The following is a 15,980-nucleotide window of genomic DNA, read 5'->3' on the forward strand; positions in this document are numbered from 1 at the left end:
CAGCCCTTGGCGGCGAGCCGGGGATCGCCATCGCCTCCCCGCCTCCCCGCCTCATGACATCGGCCGACACATTGCTGCCAGTCCCGCGCACGAACCTGCAAGCGAGTGGACCAGCTAAAGCGCTATCCGCGCAATGCACGGCAGACCGTCACCAGCCGTGAAACAATGAGCACCGTGCCTCGTGGATGCGAGTGCGACGGCTGCAAGGAAGTTTCTTGCAAGCCTGTCGCAGCTGTGGCGACACGTCTGAAGTGTTTGAATTTAAGAAAGAAGCGCCGACGAGATTACGCTGGCGACAGAGATTTGGACCGACCGATCTCTGGACTTCTCTGAACAGCTAGCATAATGCGCCAAAGCATCCCGCATACGCCTTTCGACGCACAACTCTGCCGCACTGCATGACAACTAGGCAGGCTTTCCCATTATGGAGGTTTCTAGCAAATCACCGTAACGGTGTCAACACTATATTTAAGGATATCGATTTTTTAACCGTGATATTCTTTTTATATTACTAAATACTAAATATACATAAGATTTTCATTGCTACCCACCTCCAACCCGGGCAGCCTGCCTACAAGAAGAGTCTCATATTAGTAACTGTGATCAGCAAACATTGTGTGATGACCCGCATTTGACTTGCCTTTGGTTCAATTTCGTCGACAATATGCAAGCAAGTCGATAGTCTCTCCAAGGGTCCCTGCGCAGCCATGCGTCGGAAATTCCTTTCAGAAACACAGACTTGAGACGGAGGAGAGTCCAGCGCGAAAAAATTCCGGATCGCATGTCGCCTGCCGGGCGCCTGCGCTCTTTATTGCGCGCTCTTTCCCCGAACAATTCGCCTCAGGCAACTGGTCAAGGCGAAAGCGTGAGGCGACGGAACTCCTTTATCGGCGCTTCGTTGCGGTGTAGTACATGATCGGTGAGAGTTTTAGTCGATGTTCTGGCGCAGGAACAGAAAGGCGCGTCGCGCCGTCCGGTCTCGCAATGCCATCTCTCGCAATCTCCTTGCGCTGGATGCCGCGCTGGATTCCGCACTCTACAATCTCGGCTTCACGCTCGCAGATCGGTGGGAACGCGCCATCATCTTCTTCCGCCGCTTCCGTTTCACCGGCTGGCGACGTGGCGTCTTCGAGATTCTCGGCGAAGGCATGACACTTGGTGCAGTGGGTTCGGTGGCGCTTCTTGCGCTTGCAATGCCGGCCTTTGAGGATACCAAGGGCAACTGGCGCGCCCAGGATGATTTCGCTGTCACCTTTCTTGATCGCTACGGCAATGAGATTGGCCAGCGCGGGCTGCTGCAACGTGATTCCGTCACCGTCGAGGATATGCCGGATCATGTCATTCAGGCAGTTCTCGCCACCGAGGATCGACGCTTTTTTGAGCATTTCGGGATTGATTTCCTTGGCCTTTTCCGAGCACTCAGCGAAAATGTCCGCGCCCAGGGCGTTGTTCAGGGCGGTTCGACGCTGACCCAGCAGCTTGCCAAGAACCTGTTTCTGTCCAACGAACGTACGATCGAGCGAAAGATCCGCGAGGCTTTTCTTGCTCTCTGGCTGGAAAGCAATCTGTCGAAGAGGGAAATTCTCCAGCTTTATCTTGACCGGGCCTATATGGGCGGCGGCACTTTCGGGATCAATGCGGCGGCCAATTTCTACTTCGGCAAGGACATTCGTGACGTCACGCTTGCGGAGGCGGCCATGCTTGCCGGCCTCTTCAAGGCTCCCACAAAATATGCGCCGCATCTCGATCTTCCGGCAGCGCGGGCACGCGCCAATGTCGTGTTGAGCAACATGGTGGAAGCCGGTTTCATGTCGGAGGGGCTGGTATTGCCCGCCCGTCTCAACCCGGCGGCAACCATCGACCGCGCCAAGATCAAGAGTCCTGATTACTTCCTCGACTGGGCGTTCGAGGAAGTGCGCCGAATCGCCAGGAATTCGCCGGTGCATTCGCTGGTGGCTCAAACCACCATCGACATGAACATCCAGCAAGCGGCCGAGGAGTCGCTCGAATTCCACCTGCGCAAGTTCGGCAAGGACATGCATGCGAGCCAGGGGGCCATCGTGACGCTGGAATCGGATGGCGCCGTGCGCGCCATGGTCGGCGGGCGCGATTATGGCGAAAGCCAGTTCAACCGCGCCACCAGGGCGTCGCGCCAGCCGGGCTCCTCGTTCAAACCTTATATATATGCGCTTGCCATGGAGCGCGGCATGACGCCCCAGACCCTTGTATCGGACGGGCCGATCTCGTGGGGCAACTGGTCGCCGAAGAATTACGGGCGCTCCTTCTCCGGGCGCATGACGCTGGAAACCGCCCTTTTGCGTTCCATCAACACGGTGCCGGTGCGCCTCGTGAAGGAAAAACTCACCACCGCGCCAGTCGTCGCGCTGGCGCATGCCATGGGGGTTGAGTCCGAACTAAGCACGCACAAGACGATGGTGCTCGGCACGTCGGGCATGACAGTGCTTGATCAGGCGACCGGTTATAATGTTTTTGCCAATGGCGGCTATTCCGGCACGCGCCACGCCATCATGCGCCTCACCTCGCATCATGGCCAAGTGATCTATGATCGCGGCCGCGCCAACCACGTGCCCACGCAAGTGCTTTCCGAGCAGGCCGTGGCGTCGATGAATTCCATCATGGTGCAAAATCCCGAACGTGGCACCGGCCGACGCGGCGCCCTTCCCGGTATCCGCTCAGCCAGCAAAACGGGCACGACGCAGGCTTATCGCGACGCCTGGTACGTAGGCTATACCGGCAATTACACCACCGCTGTCTGGATCGGTAATGACGACTTTTCCCCGACCAAGGACATGACCGGCGGCACGGTCCCCGCCATGGTCTGGCAGCGTGTCATGGCCTATGCGCATCAAGGCGTCGAACTTCGTCCCATTCCAGGTGTCGAGAACCCGTTCCTCAGCCCGGAGGCTGTGGCCAAGGCGCATGCCGAGCAACAGAAGCTCGCCGAGGCCAATGCGGAGACCTCCCGGCCCGCCGCCATGCCGTCGCGTCTCACGGTGGAAATGAATGGCGCGCTCACCGATCTTCAGATTCGCCTGCTCGCCGCGCCGCAACCGATTGCGGCTAACGCAAAGACGATCAAGGGGCCGGAGCGCCTATCGGCTGTAGCGGAAGAAACCATGCGGCGATAGCGCCGCGCATCTAGCCTGATCTCTGTCCTGAAACGTCGGCCCGATCTGATTCGGGCCGATGCTTCCCTGTGTTTCGCGCTGCGCGCGCGCCGCACCTATTGCAACTAAAGCCGGGCGCGAACCGAGATCTTGTCCACTTCGATCCGCTTGAAGCCAGCCGGAACGACGATTTCAAGCTTGTTCACACCAGGTGAGAGCGCAAAATCGCCGGAAAATGAGCCGCTGCTTTTCGTTGCCGCGAGCGGCAGCCTGTACTGGCCATCATTCAATTGCACAAATGCCGCATCTGGTGCTGTTCCCTGCTCATTGTGGCTGAGATCGACGGCAACATTATAAAGACCGGCATCCTCTACCTGGAACTCTTGACTGGCGATCACTTCGACGGTGCGAACCTCCAGGAATGATTTTCCATCGCCCGACAGGAAACGATAGGTGTCAGGTGCACTCGCGACCCAGTGCTCGGAGGCATTGATGAAATCGCCGTTCAGGATCAATTCCTCGCCGAATTCGATGATTTCGACCAGCGAAATGGACGTAATGGTAAAATGGTGGGCCCGGTAGTGATCAAGATTGCCGATTTCGATCTTATAGGAATTCGTGTCGCTCGGTTGGATCGTGTATTCGACGAGATATTCCTGCTCTCGGGTGGAGAATTCATGGATCCCGTTGTTAAATCCGAGCGTTACACCTCCGTGTGCAGCCCACTGGTTTCGGTCCTTCAGTACATCCTTGAATCCGATTTCCAGCTTGTATTTTTTATCGAGACTTAGGTCCAGATCTTGCGAAAGCCGCGTATAATCCTTGTCGACGTAGTTTTTTCTTCCTTGATCATCCTCAACTATTTGAAAGTCGTCGGCTTTTGCAGGTGCCGTTCCCCCGCCCGTAACCTGCAGAACAGTCCAGTCAAGGGGCAGTCCATCGCTTCCGAGTTCGAAGGAGGGATTTTTAATCAGGTTGACGGCGCGCACAGCGGCGGGCCTGACGGCTTTGGTAGACATTCGGTTTATCTCCGGTGAATTTTCCAAAGAGATATTCTGCAATTATAAGTTGTATTTCTATACGTGTTTCATGAAATCGCGCGATAAAACTCAAATTCACCTGAAGCCAATTAACAGCTCCCATAATACGGCTTGAGCAATTCCGACGTGCGCCTCGTAAAGGCGGGGTAATCTTCCCGCCGGACTCGAGCGCTCCGCTTGCTCCTCCTGTGCCCCTGCGCTATCCACGATGCGTCGCAGTTCTTCAAACAGGCATCCGATTTGCGCTTCTACACCTTCCTCATCGCCTTTACTGTGGCCATTTTTCTTGGTCTTGGAAGTGCATGGATCGCGCTTGAGCGCGGCTATGGACTTGAAAGACGCGTCAACGGCGTCTGGTATTCTTACCCTGATCGCGGTTCGCCCGATGCCGGACCTTATGCGCGCGCGCAACTCGCTGTTGCGGGGCGTCTCATTCCGGGTCGTGCGGAAGGCATGGTCTTTTATGCCGATATGGATAGCGCCGGACATGCCCTGCTGCGCCAATGCAGCTATCGCATCCAGGGGGAGTTCCCGCAGGCCCGGTTCTGGTCGCTGAACGCGCAGGATGAAGCGGGTGCAGTCATTCGCACGGCTGGCCTTTCGCCATCCTTTGTCTCCGATCATGCCACATATGGCGAGAATGGTACGATCTCGCTTGTCATTGCGTCACGCATCGTGTCCGGCAACTGGCTGGGAATCTCGGGCGAAGGCCCGATGCGCCTGGTGCTGAGCCTCTTCGACACGCCCGCCAGCGCCAATTTTGGCTTGGCGCAGTCCACCATGCCCACTATCACGCGTCTGACCTGCGCAGGAGATCGCCAATGAGCCTCTTGCGCAGCACCGCCTATGGGCTTTTCGCCGGCCTCGTCGGCGCGGGTATCCTCCATGCAGGGGCGATTTTGCTCGCCCCCACGCTGGCCATTCGCTACGAACTCAGCCCCTTCCCGATTCCCGCCCCCGGGGAAGTGGCGCGACTTGGCACCGATGGGGAAAACGGCGTGTTCGAGCCGCACTCGCCGGTTGTCCTTGCTGCCGCATGCGGCTTTTCGCTCGAAGATGATGCCGTCACCCTGTCCGCTCATGGCACTGTGCCCTACTGGGCAGTCACCACCTATGATGCGGAAGGTCATGTCACCTACAGCTTCAATGATCGCGTTGCCACGGAAAGTGCATTTGAGGTCGCGGTCGGTACACAGCCGCAACGTGATGGCTTTGCACGCGCACGGGTCGAAGACGAGGCCGATGGAGGGACGCTTGATCAGCGAGCACCCGTCATTGCCATCGCGCAAACAACGCGTTTTGCCGTGCTGCGTGTCTATGTGCCGGATGCAAGCTGGACGGAAAATGCGAATTCCATGCTGGAGAGCTTGAACTGCTCCCCTCTTCCCGTCCCCACGTCGGAAGCTGCACCGCAGGATTGACCTGCCACAGTCTATTCCGGCTGCGCCTTCAGAAGCGACTTCTTGCGCGAACGACGGCGCTTCACGGGTTCGGCAGTGGTCTTCTGGTCGGTAAAGCGCTCATAGCGAATGCCTGGGAAAATCACGATCTCCGCAGAGACGTGCTTGCCCGTCTGCACAATCTTGCAGGATCTGGAAGGCAGGAACTGGATAATCGTTGCCATGACACTTCGCCTTTTCCGAGACATTCGGAGCGGCTAGGTCGCGCTTCTCCTGCATCGGCGCGAAAATCGGAATGATCCTCGACAGGTGCGATGCAGCAGATTCTGAATCATAGCGCATCACTGTGCGTCGGCTGACTGCACGATGCGCTAGAAGCGCAATTTGCTCCAATGCCTAAAATCTAATTTACCAGATCATACAGGACGTGACGACAGCTTTTTTCCATCCGTATTACCGACACTACTAACGAAACGTTAATTTTCCCGTGAAGCCCATAGGCATAACTGCACATTGTCCGCGGTTCTCATATGTGGAAACTGCTTTCGGGGTAGAGCGGATGCGCCATCGTTTCACCACCTGTTAACCACGGCAGTCTAGGGTCAGGAAGCCGATGCGGCATCACTCCTGCAAGAGCGTGACAGCGGATCGGCATCGATGTTCGGATCGAGGATGGCGCGCAGCCTTCTGTTCCGGAAGATTGGTTTCAGGCGGCTTCTCGGTCGCAACGTGTCTCTTGTATCTGTTCGGGCGTAATCGTGGTCAACGAAGACTTCAGGTTCATTACGGTGAATAATGATCGAGGGGACCGTCCCGACCGCATATTGAGGGCTGCCGTTTGCGCGTTCTGCGCCTTGCCGCGTCCATCCCGAAACGAGATCGCGCAGCTCGACGATCTTGCGCGACCGCTTGTGCCGCGTGCATCCAAGGCGACGCTGGCTTATGTGTGCGCCATGCTATCGGAATGCACCGCTCAGCCGCCAAGACTTCTGCGCCTGTTGTGCAACCAGCCTATCGACGTGTGTGCGCCGCTTTTACTGCGCTCGGTTGCGCTCTCTTCCATGGATTTTCTGACTATCATCGGTCGCCGTGGCCTCGGCCACGCCAAGGTCATCGCGGCGCGGACCGATCTCGATCCGCAGATTCGTGATCTCATCGCCACGTTGACGGCTGCTCCCGCTGTCGTGCAGCCGGCCATTGCGCAAGCTCTGTCCATCGAAGTCGAGCCTGCTGCTCCGGAAAAAATGCAAGCTCCGCTCGCGCCCGCCTCCCTTCCGGGTGGAAAGGCCGAGGCCGTGCGCGAGCAATTGCGCAGCTATATGAAGCCGGCAGGCCCCGACGGCATCGCCCAGGCGCGCACCGACTTCGCCGTTTTGCGCGCTGCTGCCCTTTCCGGCATCCCGTCGCAAATCATTGCGGCCTTTGCGGCCCGTGGCCGCATCGACCTATCGACAGCGCGCCGTGTCGCCACCTCGCGCGATCCCTTCACCATGCTGGTCGGTTTGCGAAAGCACGAACTCGCCGTCGAGCAGGCTTTCTTTATTGTTGCGGCCATCCTGCCCGAGGCGTTCAACTCGACCGCGGATATCCGCAACTTCGCCAGCACCTATGCCGCTATCGGGCCGGAAGAGGCCACTGCCCTCCTCAAGGCCTTCGCTGGCAGCCTCCGCACTACCATCCCCTCGCCTCTGGATCGCGATTTCGCGGTGGAGCGTTCATCCGTCTGATCCGTCGTAACGGAGCCGCGTTGAGGGTTTGATCAGGCGATCTGCTCGCCAGCCTGCACCGTCCCGATCTTCTGAAAATGAGGACTCTGATGGAGCACCTGCCAAAGATAGGATGGCAGGTAGGACGCGCTGTCGAGGTTGAACGTCTTTGCAATGGCCTTTGTACGAAGGTCCCCCAGGATTGCATTCTGTTCTATGGCGATCTGGTAGCACAGGACGACGAACTCCGAACAAAAATACGATGATCCGCCGTCGGAAAACAGCGTATCGAGCGTTTCACTACCCAGATTTTTGCGTCTCCGCACAGAACGGATCAGCGAAGGACTGATGGCGCTTCGATAACCGATCTTCATGCCATCGCCCTTGAAACGGCAGGCGAGATCGCCCTTCTCGATCATTAAGGCAACTTCCGTCGCTCCTTGCGCTATGCGGCTTATCTGGCAACGGAAAACGTCATGAACCTCATCGAACTCATCCAGCTCGTTTCTGGCGAAGGTCCGCCCATCCATTTCTATGACCGACTGGCCGGAAACGGCAAGCGCGGCATGTACGATTTGGGACGGGCCTTTCCCGAAGGATTGAAACAAGGAAATACCGATATTGTGGATTGATCGGTTACTCCGCTTAAGGAGAACGTCGCCAGGTAAAATCATAAAAAACAATTACTTATTATTGGAAGACCGGCTGTCGCCACGCGCTTGAACCGCGTCGCTGTCCTTCACCAATGCAATGTAATCGTCAATGCCTTTTGATCCCAATTCGACATCAAGCACCCAGACGTCAGGGTCGAAACGCCGCTCGCGCGCAAGCTTTGCCTCGACGGCTTCGTCTTCGGCCTCCTTCAGCATCAGCCTGAACAGGCGTTCGTCGGGTTTTCGCTCGTCATAGGCGCTTTGCGGCGCCGGGCCATAGAGCGTCACCTGCCCCATGCGATCGCGCAGGGTAAAATAGATCGCGCCTGCCTCGTCCGCACCATGCGATACGACCGCAGCAAAGCCGCCGTCGGAAAAGATGCGCCGCGTCAGCGCCGAGACGAAAAAAGCGGATGTGACTCGCATCAGGATGCGCCCGGCAGACGCGAGAACCATGATCCCGGCGTGTCAGTTTCCATCGCAAGCATTCCTCAGCTCACCAGACCAATTTCTCGCATCTTGCTCAATACATCCGGCGATGGCTCGCCCGTCTCGTTCAGGCCGAAAAGCGACTGGAATTCTCGGATGGCGTTCTTGGTCTTGGCGCCCATCTTGCCATCGACTTCGATATTTGCGGCACCGAAGGCCCGAAGACCCTTCTGGATCTTTCTGATGCGTTGCTCGGCGCTGCCGCCGAGATCGGCCTGCGGGCGTCGAAGGCTTTCATCCGTCCGGACGGATGCAGTCTGTGTAATATCGCGTGGCGGCGTTGGCGCCGCATTCGGTCGGATTTGCGGACGTTCCTGCGGCAGCGCCACCGTCTGCACGCGCGCCGGCGCTTCCGGGTCTTGGCGCGGCTGTGGCGGGATGCTCTGCTGCGGACGCGCCGCTGCGGGCTGCGACGCCAGCCTCTGCGCTGCATGTTCAATGCCTAGCTGGCTCAACAGCGCGTCGTCCACCTTGCCGCTCACCGGCATCCCCACGATACGTTGATAGCGCGAGACAGCCTCGCGCGTGCTAACACCTTCCAATCCATCGATCGAGCCGTTGTAAAGTCCGAGATCGGTCAGTACGCGCTGTACGCGTTCGACCGGATTGATCTCCCGTTTTTCCTGCGGACGCTCGATCACGAAGGTGGTGGCGTCGTTCTTGCGGCCAAGGCTTTCCTGCCGGGTGATGGCGGGTGCCTTGTAATGCGCATTGTCGCGCGTGCGAAAGAACGCGTCCTCATGGAACTGTCCCTGATACCAGACGGCGTTGGCGGAAACGAAAGAAAGACAGACGACAAGCGCCGTCGCGCCCCCCACCGCAACCGGGTGGCTGGCAATCCAGTTGCCGACCCATCCCGCCATACGCGCGATCAACGGCGAATTCTTCTTCTTTTTCCTGCGCCTAGCCGGCTTTGCGGAGCGAGCCATGGGTCTCCTCTTGCATTTCGTTCGTCTGCGCCTGCGATACCATCGGTCTCTCGGTCGCAACCTCCAGCGGCAGCGTCACGGTCACCGTCGTGCCCTGATCGACCACGCTGTCGATCGTCACGGTGCCCTTATGCAATCCGACGAGGCCCTTGACCAGAGCAAGACCGAGACCGGAGCCTTCGCGCATATCATTGCTGTGGACTTGTGTGAATGGCTGGCCAAGCTCGGCGATACGGTCGGCCGGGATGCCGATGCCGTCATCGCTGATGCGGATCACCAGATGAGAGCCGGAGGCGCGCGCGGCGATGGTCACATGGCCATTCTGGCGGCAGAATTTCACCGCATTGCAGGCCAGATTGATCAGCACCTGCTGTACCGCGCGGCGATCCGCTTCGAGTTGCGGCAGGTCGGCGGCGAGATCGAGCGTGATATGCACATTCTTCTTCCCCGCCTCCGTTTCCAGCATGCGGGCGCAGAATTCGGCGACATCGGCAAAGGCGAAAGGCTCCGCCTTGAGACTATAGGCGCCGAATTCCACCTTCGAGACCTCGAGAACGGTGTTGACCACGGAAAGAAGATGATCGCCGGATTGACGGATCAGAGAAACATATTCGCGCTGGCGCTCATTGGAGAGCGGGCCGCAAATTTCATGCGCTAGCATATCGGACATACCGATGATCGCGTTGAGCGGCGTGCGCAGTTCATGGCTGACAGTCGCCAGGAAGCGGTTCTGCGCGCTATTGCGCCCGCCTTCGCCATCTTCGATGTCAACTTGCCTGGCAATGGCATCTACCGCAGCAAATTCCAGCCAGAGACGTCCGTTTGCATCGCGGCCGAGATCACATGCCAATGTATGAAATGTACCATCGAAAGAATGAACCCGCAGCTCCAGGGGACGCGTTTCCCCATCCAGGTGCACATCCGATACGGCCTTCAGGAAGACGACGCGGTCGGCGACGTGCAGCCGTTCAAACAGGCCCCTGCCCATAAGGCCCTCTGCCGGGAAACCGGCGGCACCCTCGCATTCGCCGCGTTCCTCCAGGACATCTCCCTGGCTGCTTAATTCAAGCGCAGGCTTCACTTCTTCCACCTGATCGACATCGACCGTCGGCGCAACATGCCCCTTGCCGCCACGGATGAACCGGCCTCCCAGCGTCATCCCGTAAAGCAGCGGCGCAATCCATTGCGAAATCGATGGTCCACCGGCGAAGTCTCCCGTCTGCTGCACGATCATCGCAACAATCGCGGCACTCAGGCTGGCTGCCCCGGCAAGTTTCAGGTCGCCGCGTGTGCGGCCGATCCAGCGTGTCTCGAGGAAGGGTATTGCAAGCAGCAGCGCCAATGGCGATGCAAGCCCCCCCGAAAGGGCCATCGCGATGCCGATCATCAGCGAGAACATGGCGAGACCGGAAACCAGCCCCAAATTGTGGCGACCGCTAAGGGACTGCGCAATCGCACAAGTCCAGAAGCCGCAGAACGCAACACCGCACAGAACCGTAACTTCCTGGATCGACGAGCCCTGCGCTACGCTTGCAGCAAAAGCCGGGGATAGAATGAATGGCGCGACCATGAGCCCGGCAAGCAGGCGCGATTGGCGCAGCCGCTCTTCCGCGCTCTTGACGGAAAAGTGAACCAGCCGATCGAACGACCGGGAAAAACGCGCGGCTGCTGGAAGCAGTCTGTCGGCGACGATTTTGGCGATGACCGATGACACTGGGGGCACTCGAACTCAATCCTTGCGGAAACGCTGTCTTACGTCCCCACCCTCGCATCCGCACCTTTAAGGAAAGGATAAAAGTGGAACGATCGCGGCAACCATGTGGGCACAAACCCCGCAATTGCAGCTTTTTCGAATGCTCAGTTTTGGCAATATGGTTAACGAAGGATTTTACGTGTGTTTCGGCTGAAAAGCCGAATGGCTTTTCAGCTCATGCGCAGAGATGCCCGGCACGTCCCCGGCTTGTCGGTTTTGTCGGTTTTGTCGGTTTTTTGTTGGCCATTGTCTGTTGTTTTCTCGTGACGACAGACAGGGCAATCCTTATATGAGGCGCATGAGCGACCGTATCGAAGAAATCCGCAGTGACTTCTCTCTCCTAGAGGATTGGGAGGACCGCTATCGCTATATCATCGAGCTCGGGCAGGACCTTTCCCCTTATCCGGAAGATGCACGCGACGATGACCATAAGGTTCCCGGCTGCGTCAGCCAGGTCTGGCTCAAGACGTATGTAGGCGACGGCACCGACCCTCTCCTGCGCTTCGACGGTGATTCTGACGCCCATATCGTTCGCGGTCTGGTCGCCATCGTTCTCGCCCTCTTTTCCGAAGAGCGCGCCAGCCGCATTCTCGACATCGACGCGGAGGCAACATTGCGCGAACTTGGCCTTGATGAGCATTTGAGCCCGCAGCGCGCCAATGGCCTGCGCTCCATGGTAAAGCGCATCAAGAGCGAAGCCGCGATCGCAACCACGCCAGCCTGACCTTCGCCCAAATTTGCACCCATCCCCTTCAGCATCACATGCAAGCGGCACAGATTGCATGACGATGACTGCTTTCGTTCGTCCCGAGGCGCTGGTGAATGACAGCTCGCAACCTGTGATCCGGCCAGGCAGAGCGTCCGCTTCCGCGAGAGCGGTCTGAGAACTCACCACCCCACCGGCACCAGCAGTCATGTTCAGGGCATCTCCATGTGCAGATTCACGGGCCTCTGAAGCGACCAGGTATTTGCAATGTTTTGCAAGATCATGCGGCTGTTCTCACGCATAGCAGAAGCAGCATGATCACAAAGAGTGCGGGCGAGCAGTCGCCCGTCACTCATTTTCCATAGCACACTTCGACCTATAAAATCAGCGCCTTACGATTCCTCGATCAGGCCGCGTTCCTGCAAATGCTCCAGATACTGGAGGCCAAAATCCTCGAAGATTTCATCGCCTTCCATCATGTATGCCTTGAGCAGGGGCTCCGTTGCCTCATCGTCGCGCCCAAGATCGAACAGAAGCGCGCCCAGCATGATCTGAACAAAGGGGTTGGAGACGCCATCCTCGGTCTTGGCAGCACGCTCGAACGTGGCAAGCGCCTCTTCATCATCTCCCATGTTGGCTTGCGCTTCGCCAATCGAGGCCAACAGCCAGGTTGCGGCCTCCCACTGGTCCTGCGGTTGCGGCAGGAGCGCAAAAGCTGCGCGCCAGACGGCAATTGCACCGGCATCGTCGCCAGCCTCGACGAGCGCATCGCCCTCTTCGGACAACGCCGTGACCTTTTCATAGATATCCTTGGGCAGTTCCTGCATCGATGCGCTCCTGGTTGCTCAGCGTACCCACGCATAGAGCAATTCCGTTAAAAGGGAAAACCGGTTTCGCCTCTTCCTCAGTTGATCTTGCACAGCGTCATCCGATCATCTCCCGCGACCGCGCTCCCACGCGGTGTCCATCCGCTCTCAGAGAACCGGATAGCGGTATTTCGCCACTAGTTCCTCTTTCGTATCCAGTTCGCTCAGAAATGTCGTGAAGGACGAGGCAACGAAGCCTATGTCGTTCCAATCATAGGCGTTCGTTCCGAAAGTCTGTCTCTTGATCTTCGGGAGATACCAGACCTTCCCGAATTCATCGTCACGTATGTCGATCAGCAATGTCGACTGATTGTCGATAGTCAACGGCACCAGCCCCGCGGGAATGCGCGGACCGACGGTGGAGTCTGTCGCCATTGTCTTTCTCAATGTGCGAGTGGCGAGAAGTGTCAGCTTCGCCCACGGGATAAGCGTCGCGTCCCAGGTGATGACGTCCTTGCCCTGGTATGTCATCGTGAAATAGTTGGCTCCATCGCCTATACGCGCGAGAACCGTGGAATACTCCTTCAGGAATTCCTTATAATCTTGAGGCAGCTCTGCTTTAACTTCCCCTTCGAGAGCCTTTATATCTTCGTCCGTGCTTTCTTCGAAATAGCCTGGACCGAGCTTTTTCTGAGCAATCCACATATCGTAAAGCTTGGGATTGATGGCTTTCAAATCCATGTGCGCCTCCCATAACCGGTTTTGGATCCTGCACCGAAAGGAACGGTACGTGGCACAATCGTGAACTGGCGAAGTTGCGAACCGTTCCATCTTGGAAATGGCCGTCCACGCTTGGAATGGCAAGAAACGCGACCGGCGCGAAAGCGTTTTGCGCTTCGCCATCATCAGCGTCGGTCGCGTCTAACGTGACATGCCATCGAGGCGCACGGCCTCGGTCAATCAGGTGCCGATTTACTCAGTCGCAGAAGAACCATCCAAGTCCTTGCGCGACCTTGCCCCCATGCGCTGTCGAATCTCCCATTCGCGCAGCAGGCTTTCCGTCGATTATCAGAAGCGTCGAGCCGGAGACGATCGCGTCCGGCGCCGGGGACATGCAGGCGCATTGCGACCCAAGCGTTGCTACCGGAACGCCGCCGACAACTGCTACGGTCTGCATGGGTTGCACGATTGCACCGCCCACATGCGGCTTCGGCACAGGTCCCGGATCGACCATGGGGCATATGTGATTATGGCCGATCAGCGCAACAGGAAGCCCCATGATCCTAGCCCTTTGCCATATTGATGAGGGAGGCCAGCATGTTCATGCCCTTCGCCTTCATGTTGAGATTGGCCTTGGCGCGGATATTGATGCTTGCGGCGGAAAGATCGATTCTCTGATCGGCCTCGAAGCTGATCTTTGTCCCTGAAACGTGAACGGTTCCGTCAGCCGACATGACGAGGCGCGACTTTCCGACCGTGACCTCATAGCGATCGCCGACCTTCAACGTCTTGATCTTGCCAATGTTTTCATCGTGGTTCTTGCCGACCTCTGTCCCCTTGTTACGCCCGACGGTCTCGCTTTGGTCATTCTCGACATGTTTCTTGCGATCATTGCCGATATGCAGACGCTGGTCCTTCTGGGCGTGCAAATAGATCTCCTCGCGACCGTTCTCGTCTTCGAAGCTCAGTTCGTTGAAGCCCTGCCCCTTATGCGTATGGGTACGGAACGCGCTTTTCGTCTTGTTGGCAGGAAGCGCGTATGGCACGGCGTTGCCGGCGTTCGCCACCGCTCCGACCACCAGCGGACGATCCGGATCGCCGTCGATGAAGGCGCACATCACCTCCATTCCAATGCGCGGGATGATCTGCCCGCCAAAGCCCGCCCCCGCCCAGTTCTGCGCGACGCGAACCCAGCACGTATCGGACCCGTCCTTTCGGGCTTTCCGGTCCCAGGGAAACCAGAGCTTGATACGGCCATAGCTGTCGGTCTCGATTTCCTCGCCCGCCGGTCCGGCAACGATTGCCACCTGCGCACCGTGGACGCGCGGTCGCCTGGTCTTGCGATGCGGCGTCAAGGCGACACGAGACGGCACTGCCTCGAAGCGATTGGCATAGGAACAGTTCCGACCGCCAGCATCATACGAGCCGTCACTGATCTCGTGCACGATCCTGACAATCACATATTCCTCATATATCTGATCCGAATGCGCCTTCTCGCACGGCGTAAAACGACGACCCGGCTCCAGGAAGCGCACGCTGGAGGCGCCGGCGATCCGCTCGTGATCGGCTTCGCTCGCCTGCATCCGCCACTTCTGCGCCCGCTCGGCAGCGCCAACATCGGAGACGCGCGCCGGGTACTCATAAAGCTCGCGTTTGGAAGCCTCGGGCATCTGCACCAGAGAGGGTACCGTCGCGAGCGGCATGGTGGAGGGCGTCTCGAAATTCCAATCGGCACCGCTGCGGCTGCCCGGCACGAAAGCGAAGTTGCGCGTCCAGCTTTCAATATGGCTCCCGGCGGTAGAGCCACGGGAGATAGGCACGCGACTTTTGCCCTGGGCGCAGGCCGATGCCCCCCTCCAGCCGCTCGCGCTATTGGCGACGACGAGCTTATGACTGCCCTTAGCGTGCTCGAACCAGAAGAACAGGCCGTCCTCCTCGAAGCGACGCATAAGATAATCGAGGTCGGTCTCGTTCCATTGCACCGAATAATGCTGCGCCGGCGGAGGCGAAACAACGCCTGACTTGTCGGCGGCAGGCAGCCCATGCTCGGAAAGCAGCGTGTCAAGAATGTCGAGGGACGTCTTGTCCATCCAGATACGGCAATCCGAACGCTGTGACAGAAGCCATAATTGCGGACGAAGCGTCATGGAATAGCTGCGCAAGCCGCGCCCAAGCATCGGGCCTTCCTCAAGACCGGTTACGAAGCCGTTGAAGGATCGGCGAATATCGTCACCGAATTCCTCCTTGGAAACAAGAAGCGAAATATCTACGAGACGCCCGACGAGCTTTTCGGCCTCCATCTTCTCGACCTTCGCATGGACTGCGGCGCGAATTTCAAAAAGCGTGGATACGCCTTCGTCGATATGAATCTGTTGCGGCAGCAGCATGTCTGAGCCGAGGGGGGAATCGATCTTCAAAATACGATTTGCCTGGACAAAATTCCCGGCAGATAAAAATTGGTTCATCTATGTTTCTCGTTCTTCGCTTCCAGCCTTCGTAGACAGAACTCGCGATGCGTCCGGAAGCAGCCATCCGCGCCAGTGGCACTTGACGCGCCGTCGACCTGGAAGCCTGCCATCGGCGCATCAGGCCCTTTGCCCGATAAGACGCGCATAGAGCCACTCAGCGTTCCTGGGCGGCGTTTCATCAA

The 15,980-nt window shown here is 58.1% G+C and carries 16 protein-coding genes; 6 read left to right on the forward strand and 10 right to left on the reverse strand.

Going from position 1 to position 15,980, the window contains the following annotated elements:
- The first annotated feature begins 935 nt into the window (after positions 1-935).
- On the forward strand, positions 936-3,149 hold the full coding sequence (locus IE151_RS07590) for a transglycosylase domain-containing protein (RefSeq protein WP_189489387.1): 2,214 nt from the start codon (positions 936-938) through the stop codon (positions 3,147-3,149).
- 104 nt (positions 3,150-3,253) lie between these two features.
- On the opposite strand, the gene IE151_RS07595 is transcribed toward IE151_RS07590, so the two are convergent.
- The gene (locus tag IE151_RS07595; RefSeq protein WP_189489388.1) at positions 3,254-4,147 is read right to left on the reverse strand and encodes a hypothetical protein; all 894 of its coding nucleotides are present in this window, start codon (positions 4,145-4,147) and stop codon (positions 3,254-3,256) included.
- A gap of 198 nt (positions 4,148-4,345) precedes the next feature.
- Between IE151_RS07595 and IE151_RS07600 the strand changes: the two genes are divergently transcribed.
- Both IE151_RS07600 and IE151_RS07605 read left to right on the forward strand, forming a co-directional pair.
- Positions 4,346-4,993, forward strand: a complete 648-nt coding sequence (locus tag IE151_RS07600) for a DUF1214 domain-containing protein (RefSeq protein WP_189489389.1) — start codon at positions 4,346-4,348, stop codon at positions 4,991-4,993.
- Entirely contained in the window at positions 4,990-5,589 is a 600-nt protein-coding gene (locus IE151_RS07605) for a hypothetical protein (RefSeq protein ID WP_189489390.1), read from the forward strand. Before IE151_RS07600 ends, IE151_RS07605 begins: the two co-directional genes overlap by 4 nt.
- An 11-nt stretch (positions 5,590-5,600) precedes the next feature.
- On the opposite strand, the gene IE151_RS07610 is transcribed toward IE151_RS07605, so the two are convergent.
- The gene (locus IE151_RS07610) at positions 5,601-5,792 is read right to left on the reverse strand and encodes a hypothetical protein (RefSeq protein ID WP_189489391.1); all 192 of its coding nucleotides are present in this window, start codon (positions 5,790-5,792) and stop codon (positions 5,601-5,603) included.
- Positions 5,793-6,326: 534 nt separating this feature from the next.
- On the opposite strand from IE151_RS07610, the gene IE151_RS07615 reads away from it, so the two are divergent.
- A complete protein-coding gene (locus IE151_RS07615) occupies positions 6,327-7,295 on the forward strand; it encodes a hypothetical protein (protein WP_189489392.1) in 969 nt (322 codons plus the stop codon).
- A 32-nt stretch (positions 7,296-7,327) separates the two neighbouring features.
- Here IE151_RS07615 and IE151_RS07620 read toward each other — a convergent pair whose 3' ends face one another.
- Positions 7,328-7,693, reverse strand: coding sequence for a hypothetical protein (locus IE151_RS07620; protein ID WP_189489393.1), 366 nt, complete (start codon positions 7,691-7,693; stop codon positions 7,328-7,330).
- A 57-nt stretch (positions 7,694-7,750) separates the two neighbouring features.
- Between IE151_RS07620 and IE151_RS07625 the strand changes: the two genes are divergently transcribed.
- Positions 7,751-7,906 carry a hypothetical protein gene (locus IE151_RS07625; RefSeq protein ID WP_189489394.1) on the forward strand — a complete coding sequence of 52 codons (156 nt, stop codon included), beginning with the start codon at positions 7,751-7,753 and terminating at the stop codon, positions 7,904-7,906.
- Positions 7,907-7,957: 51 nt separating this feature from the next.
- On the opposite strand, the gene IE151_RS07630 is transcribed toward IE151_RS07625, so the two are convergent.
- The 3 genes from IE151_RS07630 to IE151_RS07640 all read right to left on the reverse strand — a co-directional run bounded on the left by IE151_RS07630 (position 7,958) and on the right by IE151_RS07640 (position 11,068).
- Positions 7,958-8,353, reverse strand: a complete 396-nt coding sequence (locus IE151_RS07630) for a DUF1491 family protein (RefSeq protein WP_189489395.1) — start codon at positions 8,351-8,353, stop codon at positions 7,958-7,960.
- 65 nt (positions 8,354-8,418) lie between these two features.
- The gene (locus IE151_RS07635) at positions 8,419-9,345 is read right to left on the reverse strand and encodes a peptidoglycan-binding protein (RefSeq protein WP_244636655.1); all 927 of its coding nucleotides are present in this window, start codon (positions 9,343-9,345) and stop codon (positions 8,419-8,421) included.
- Positions 9,320-11,068 (reverse strand): sensor histidine kinase, encoded by a 1,749-nt coding sequence (locus IE151_RS07640; RefSeq protein ID WP_189489396.1) that lies wholly within the window; start codon positions 11,066-11,068, stop codon positions 9,320-9,322. Before IE151_RS07640 ends, IE151_RS07635 begins: the two co-directional genes overlap by 26 nt.
- 328 nt (positions 11,069-11,396) lie before the next feature.
- Here IE151_RS07640 and IE151_RS07645 point away from each other — a divergent pair, with 328 nt between their 5' ends.
- Positions 11,397-11,822: a SufE family protein gene (locus IE151_RS07645; RefSeq protein ID WP_189489397.1), complete on the forward strand. Its 426-nt coding sequence runs from the start codon at positions 11,397-11,399 to the stop codon at positions 11,820-11,822.
- A 374-nt stretch (positions 11,823-12,196) separates the two neighbouring features.
- Here IE151_RS07645 and IE151_RS07650 read toward each other — a convergent pair whose 3' ends face one another.
- The 4 genes from IE151_RS07650 to IE151_RS07665 form a co-directional block, all read right to left on the reverse strand.
- Positions 12,197-12,631, reverse strand: coding sequence for a hypothetical protein (locus tag IE151_RS07650; RefSeq protein WP_189489398.1), 435 nt, complete (start codon positions 12,629-12,631; stop codon positions 12,197-12,199).
- 147 nt (positions 12,632-12,778) lie between these two features.
- Positions 12,779-13,351 carry an SMI1/KNR4 family protein gene (locus tag IE151_RS07655; protein ID WP_189489399.1) on the reverse strand — a complete coding sequence of 191 codons (573 nt, stop codon included), beginning with the start codon at positions 13,349-13,351 and terminating at the stop codon, positions 12,779-12,781.
- A gap of 235 nt (positions 13,352-13,586) precedes the next feature.
- Positions 13,587-13,889, reverse strand: coding sequence for a PAAR domain-containing protein (locus IE151_RS07660; RefSeq protein ID WP_189489400.1), 303 nt, complete (start codon positions 13,887-13,889; stop codon positions 13,587-13,589).
- A 4-nt stretch (positions 13,890-13,893) separates the two neighbouring features.
- A complete protein-coding gene (locus IE151_RS07665; protein WP_189489401.1) occupies positions 13,894-15,795 on the reverse strand; it encodes a type VI secretion system Vgr family protein in 1,902 nt (633 codons plus the stop codon).
- Positions 15,796-15,980: the final 185 nt, after the last annotated feature.

This window comes from Limoniibacter endophyticus, from assembly GCF_014652835.1.
Lineage (GTDB): Bacteria > Pseudomonadota > Alphaproteobacteria > Rhizobiales > Rhizobiaceae > Limoniibacter > Limoniibacter endophyticus.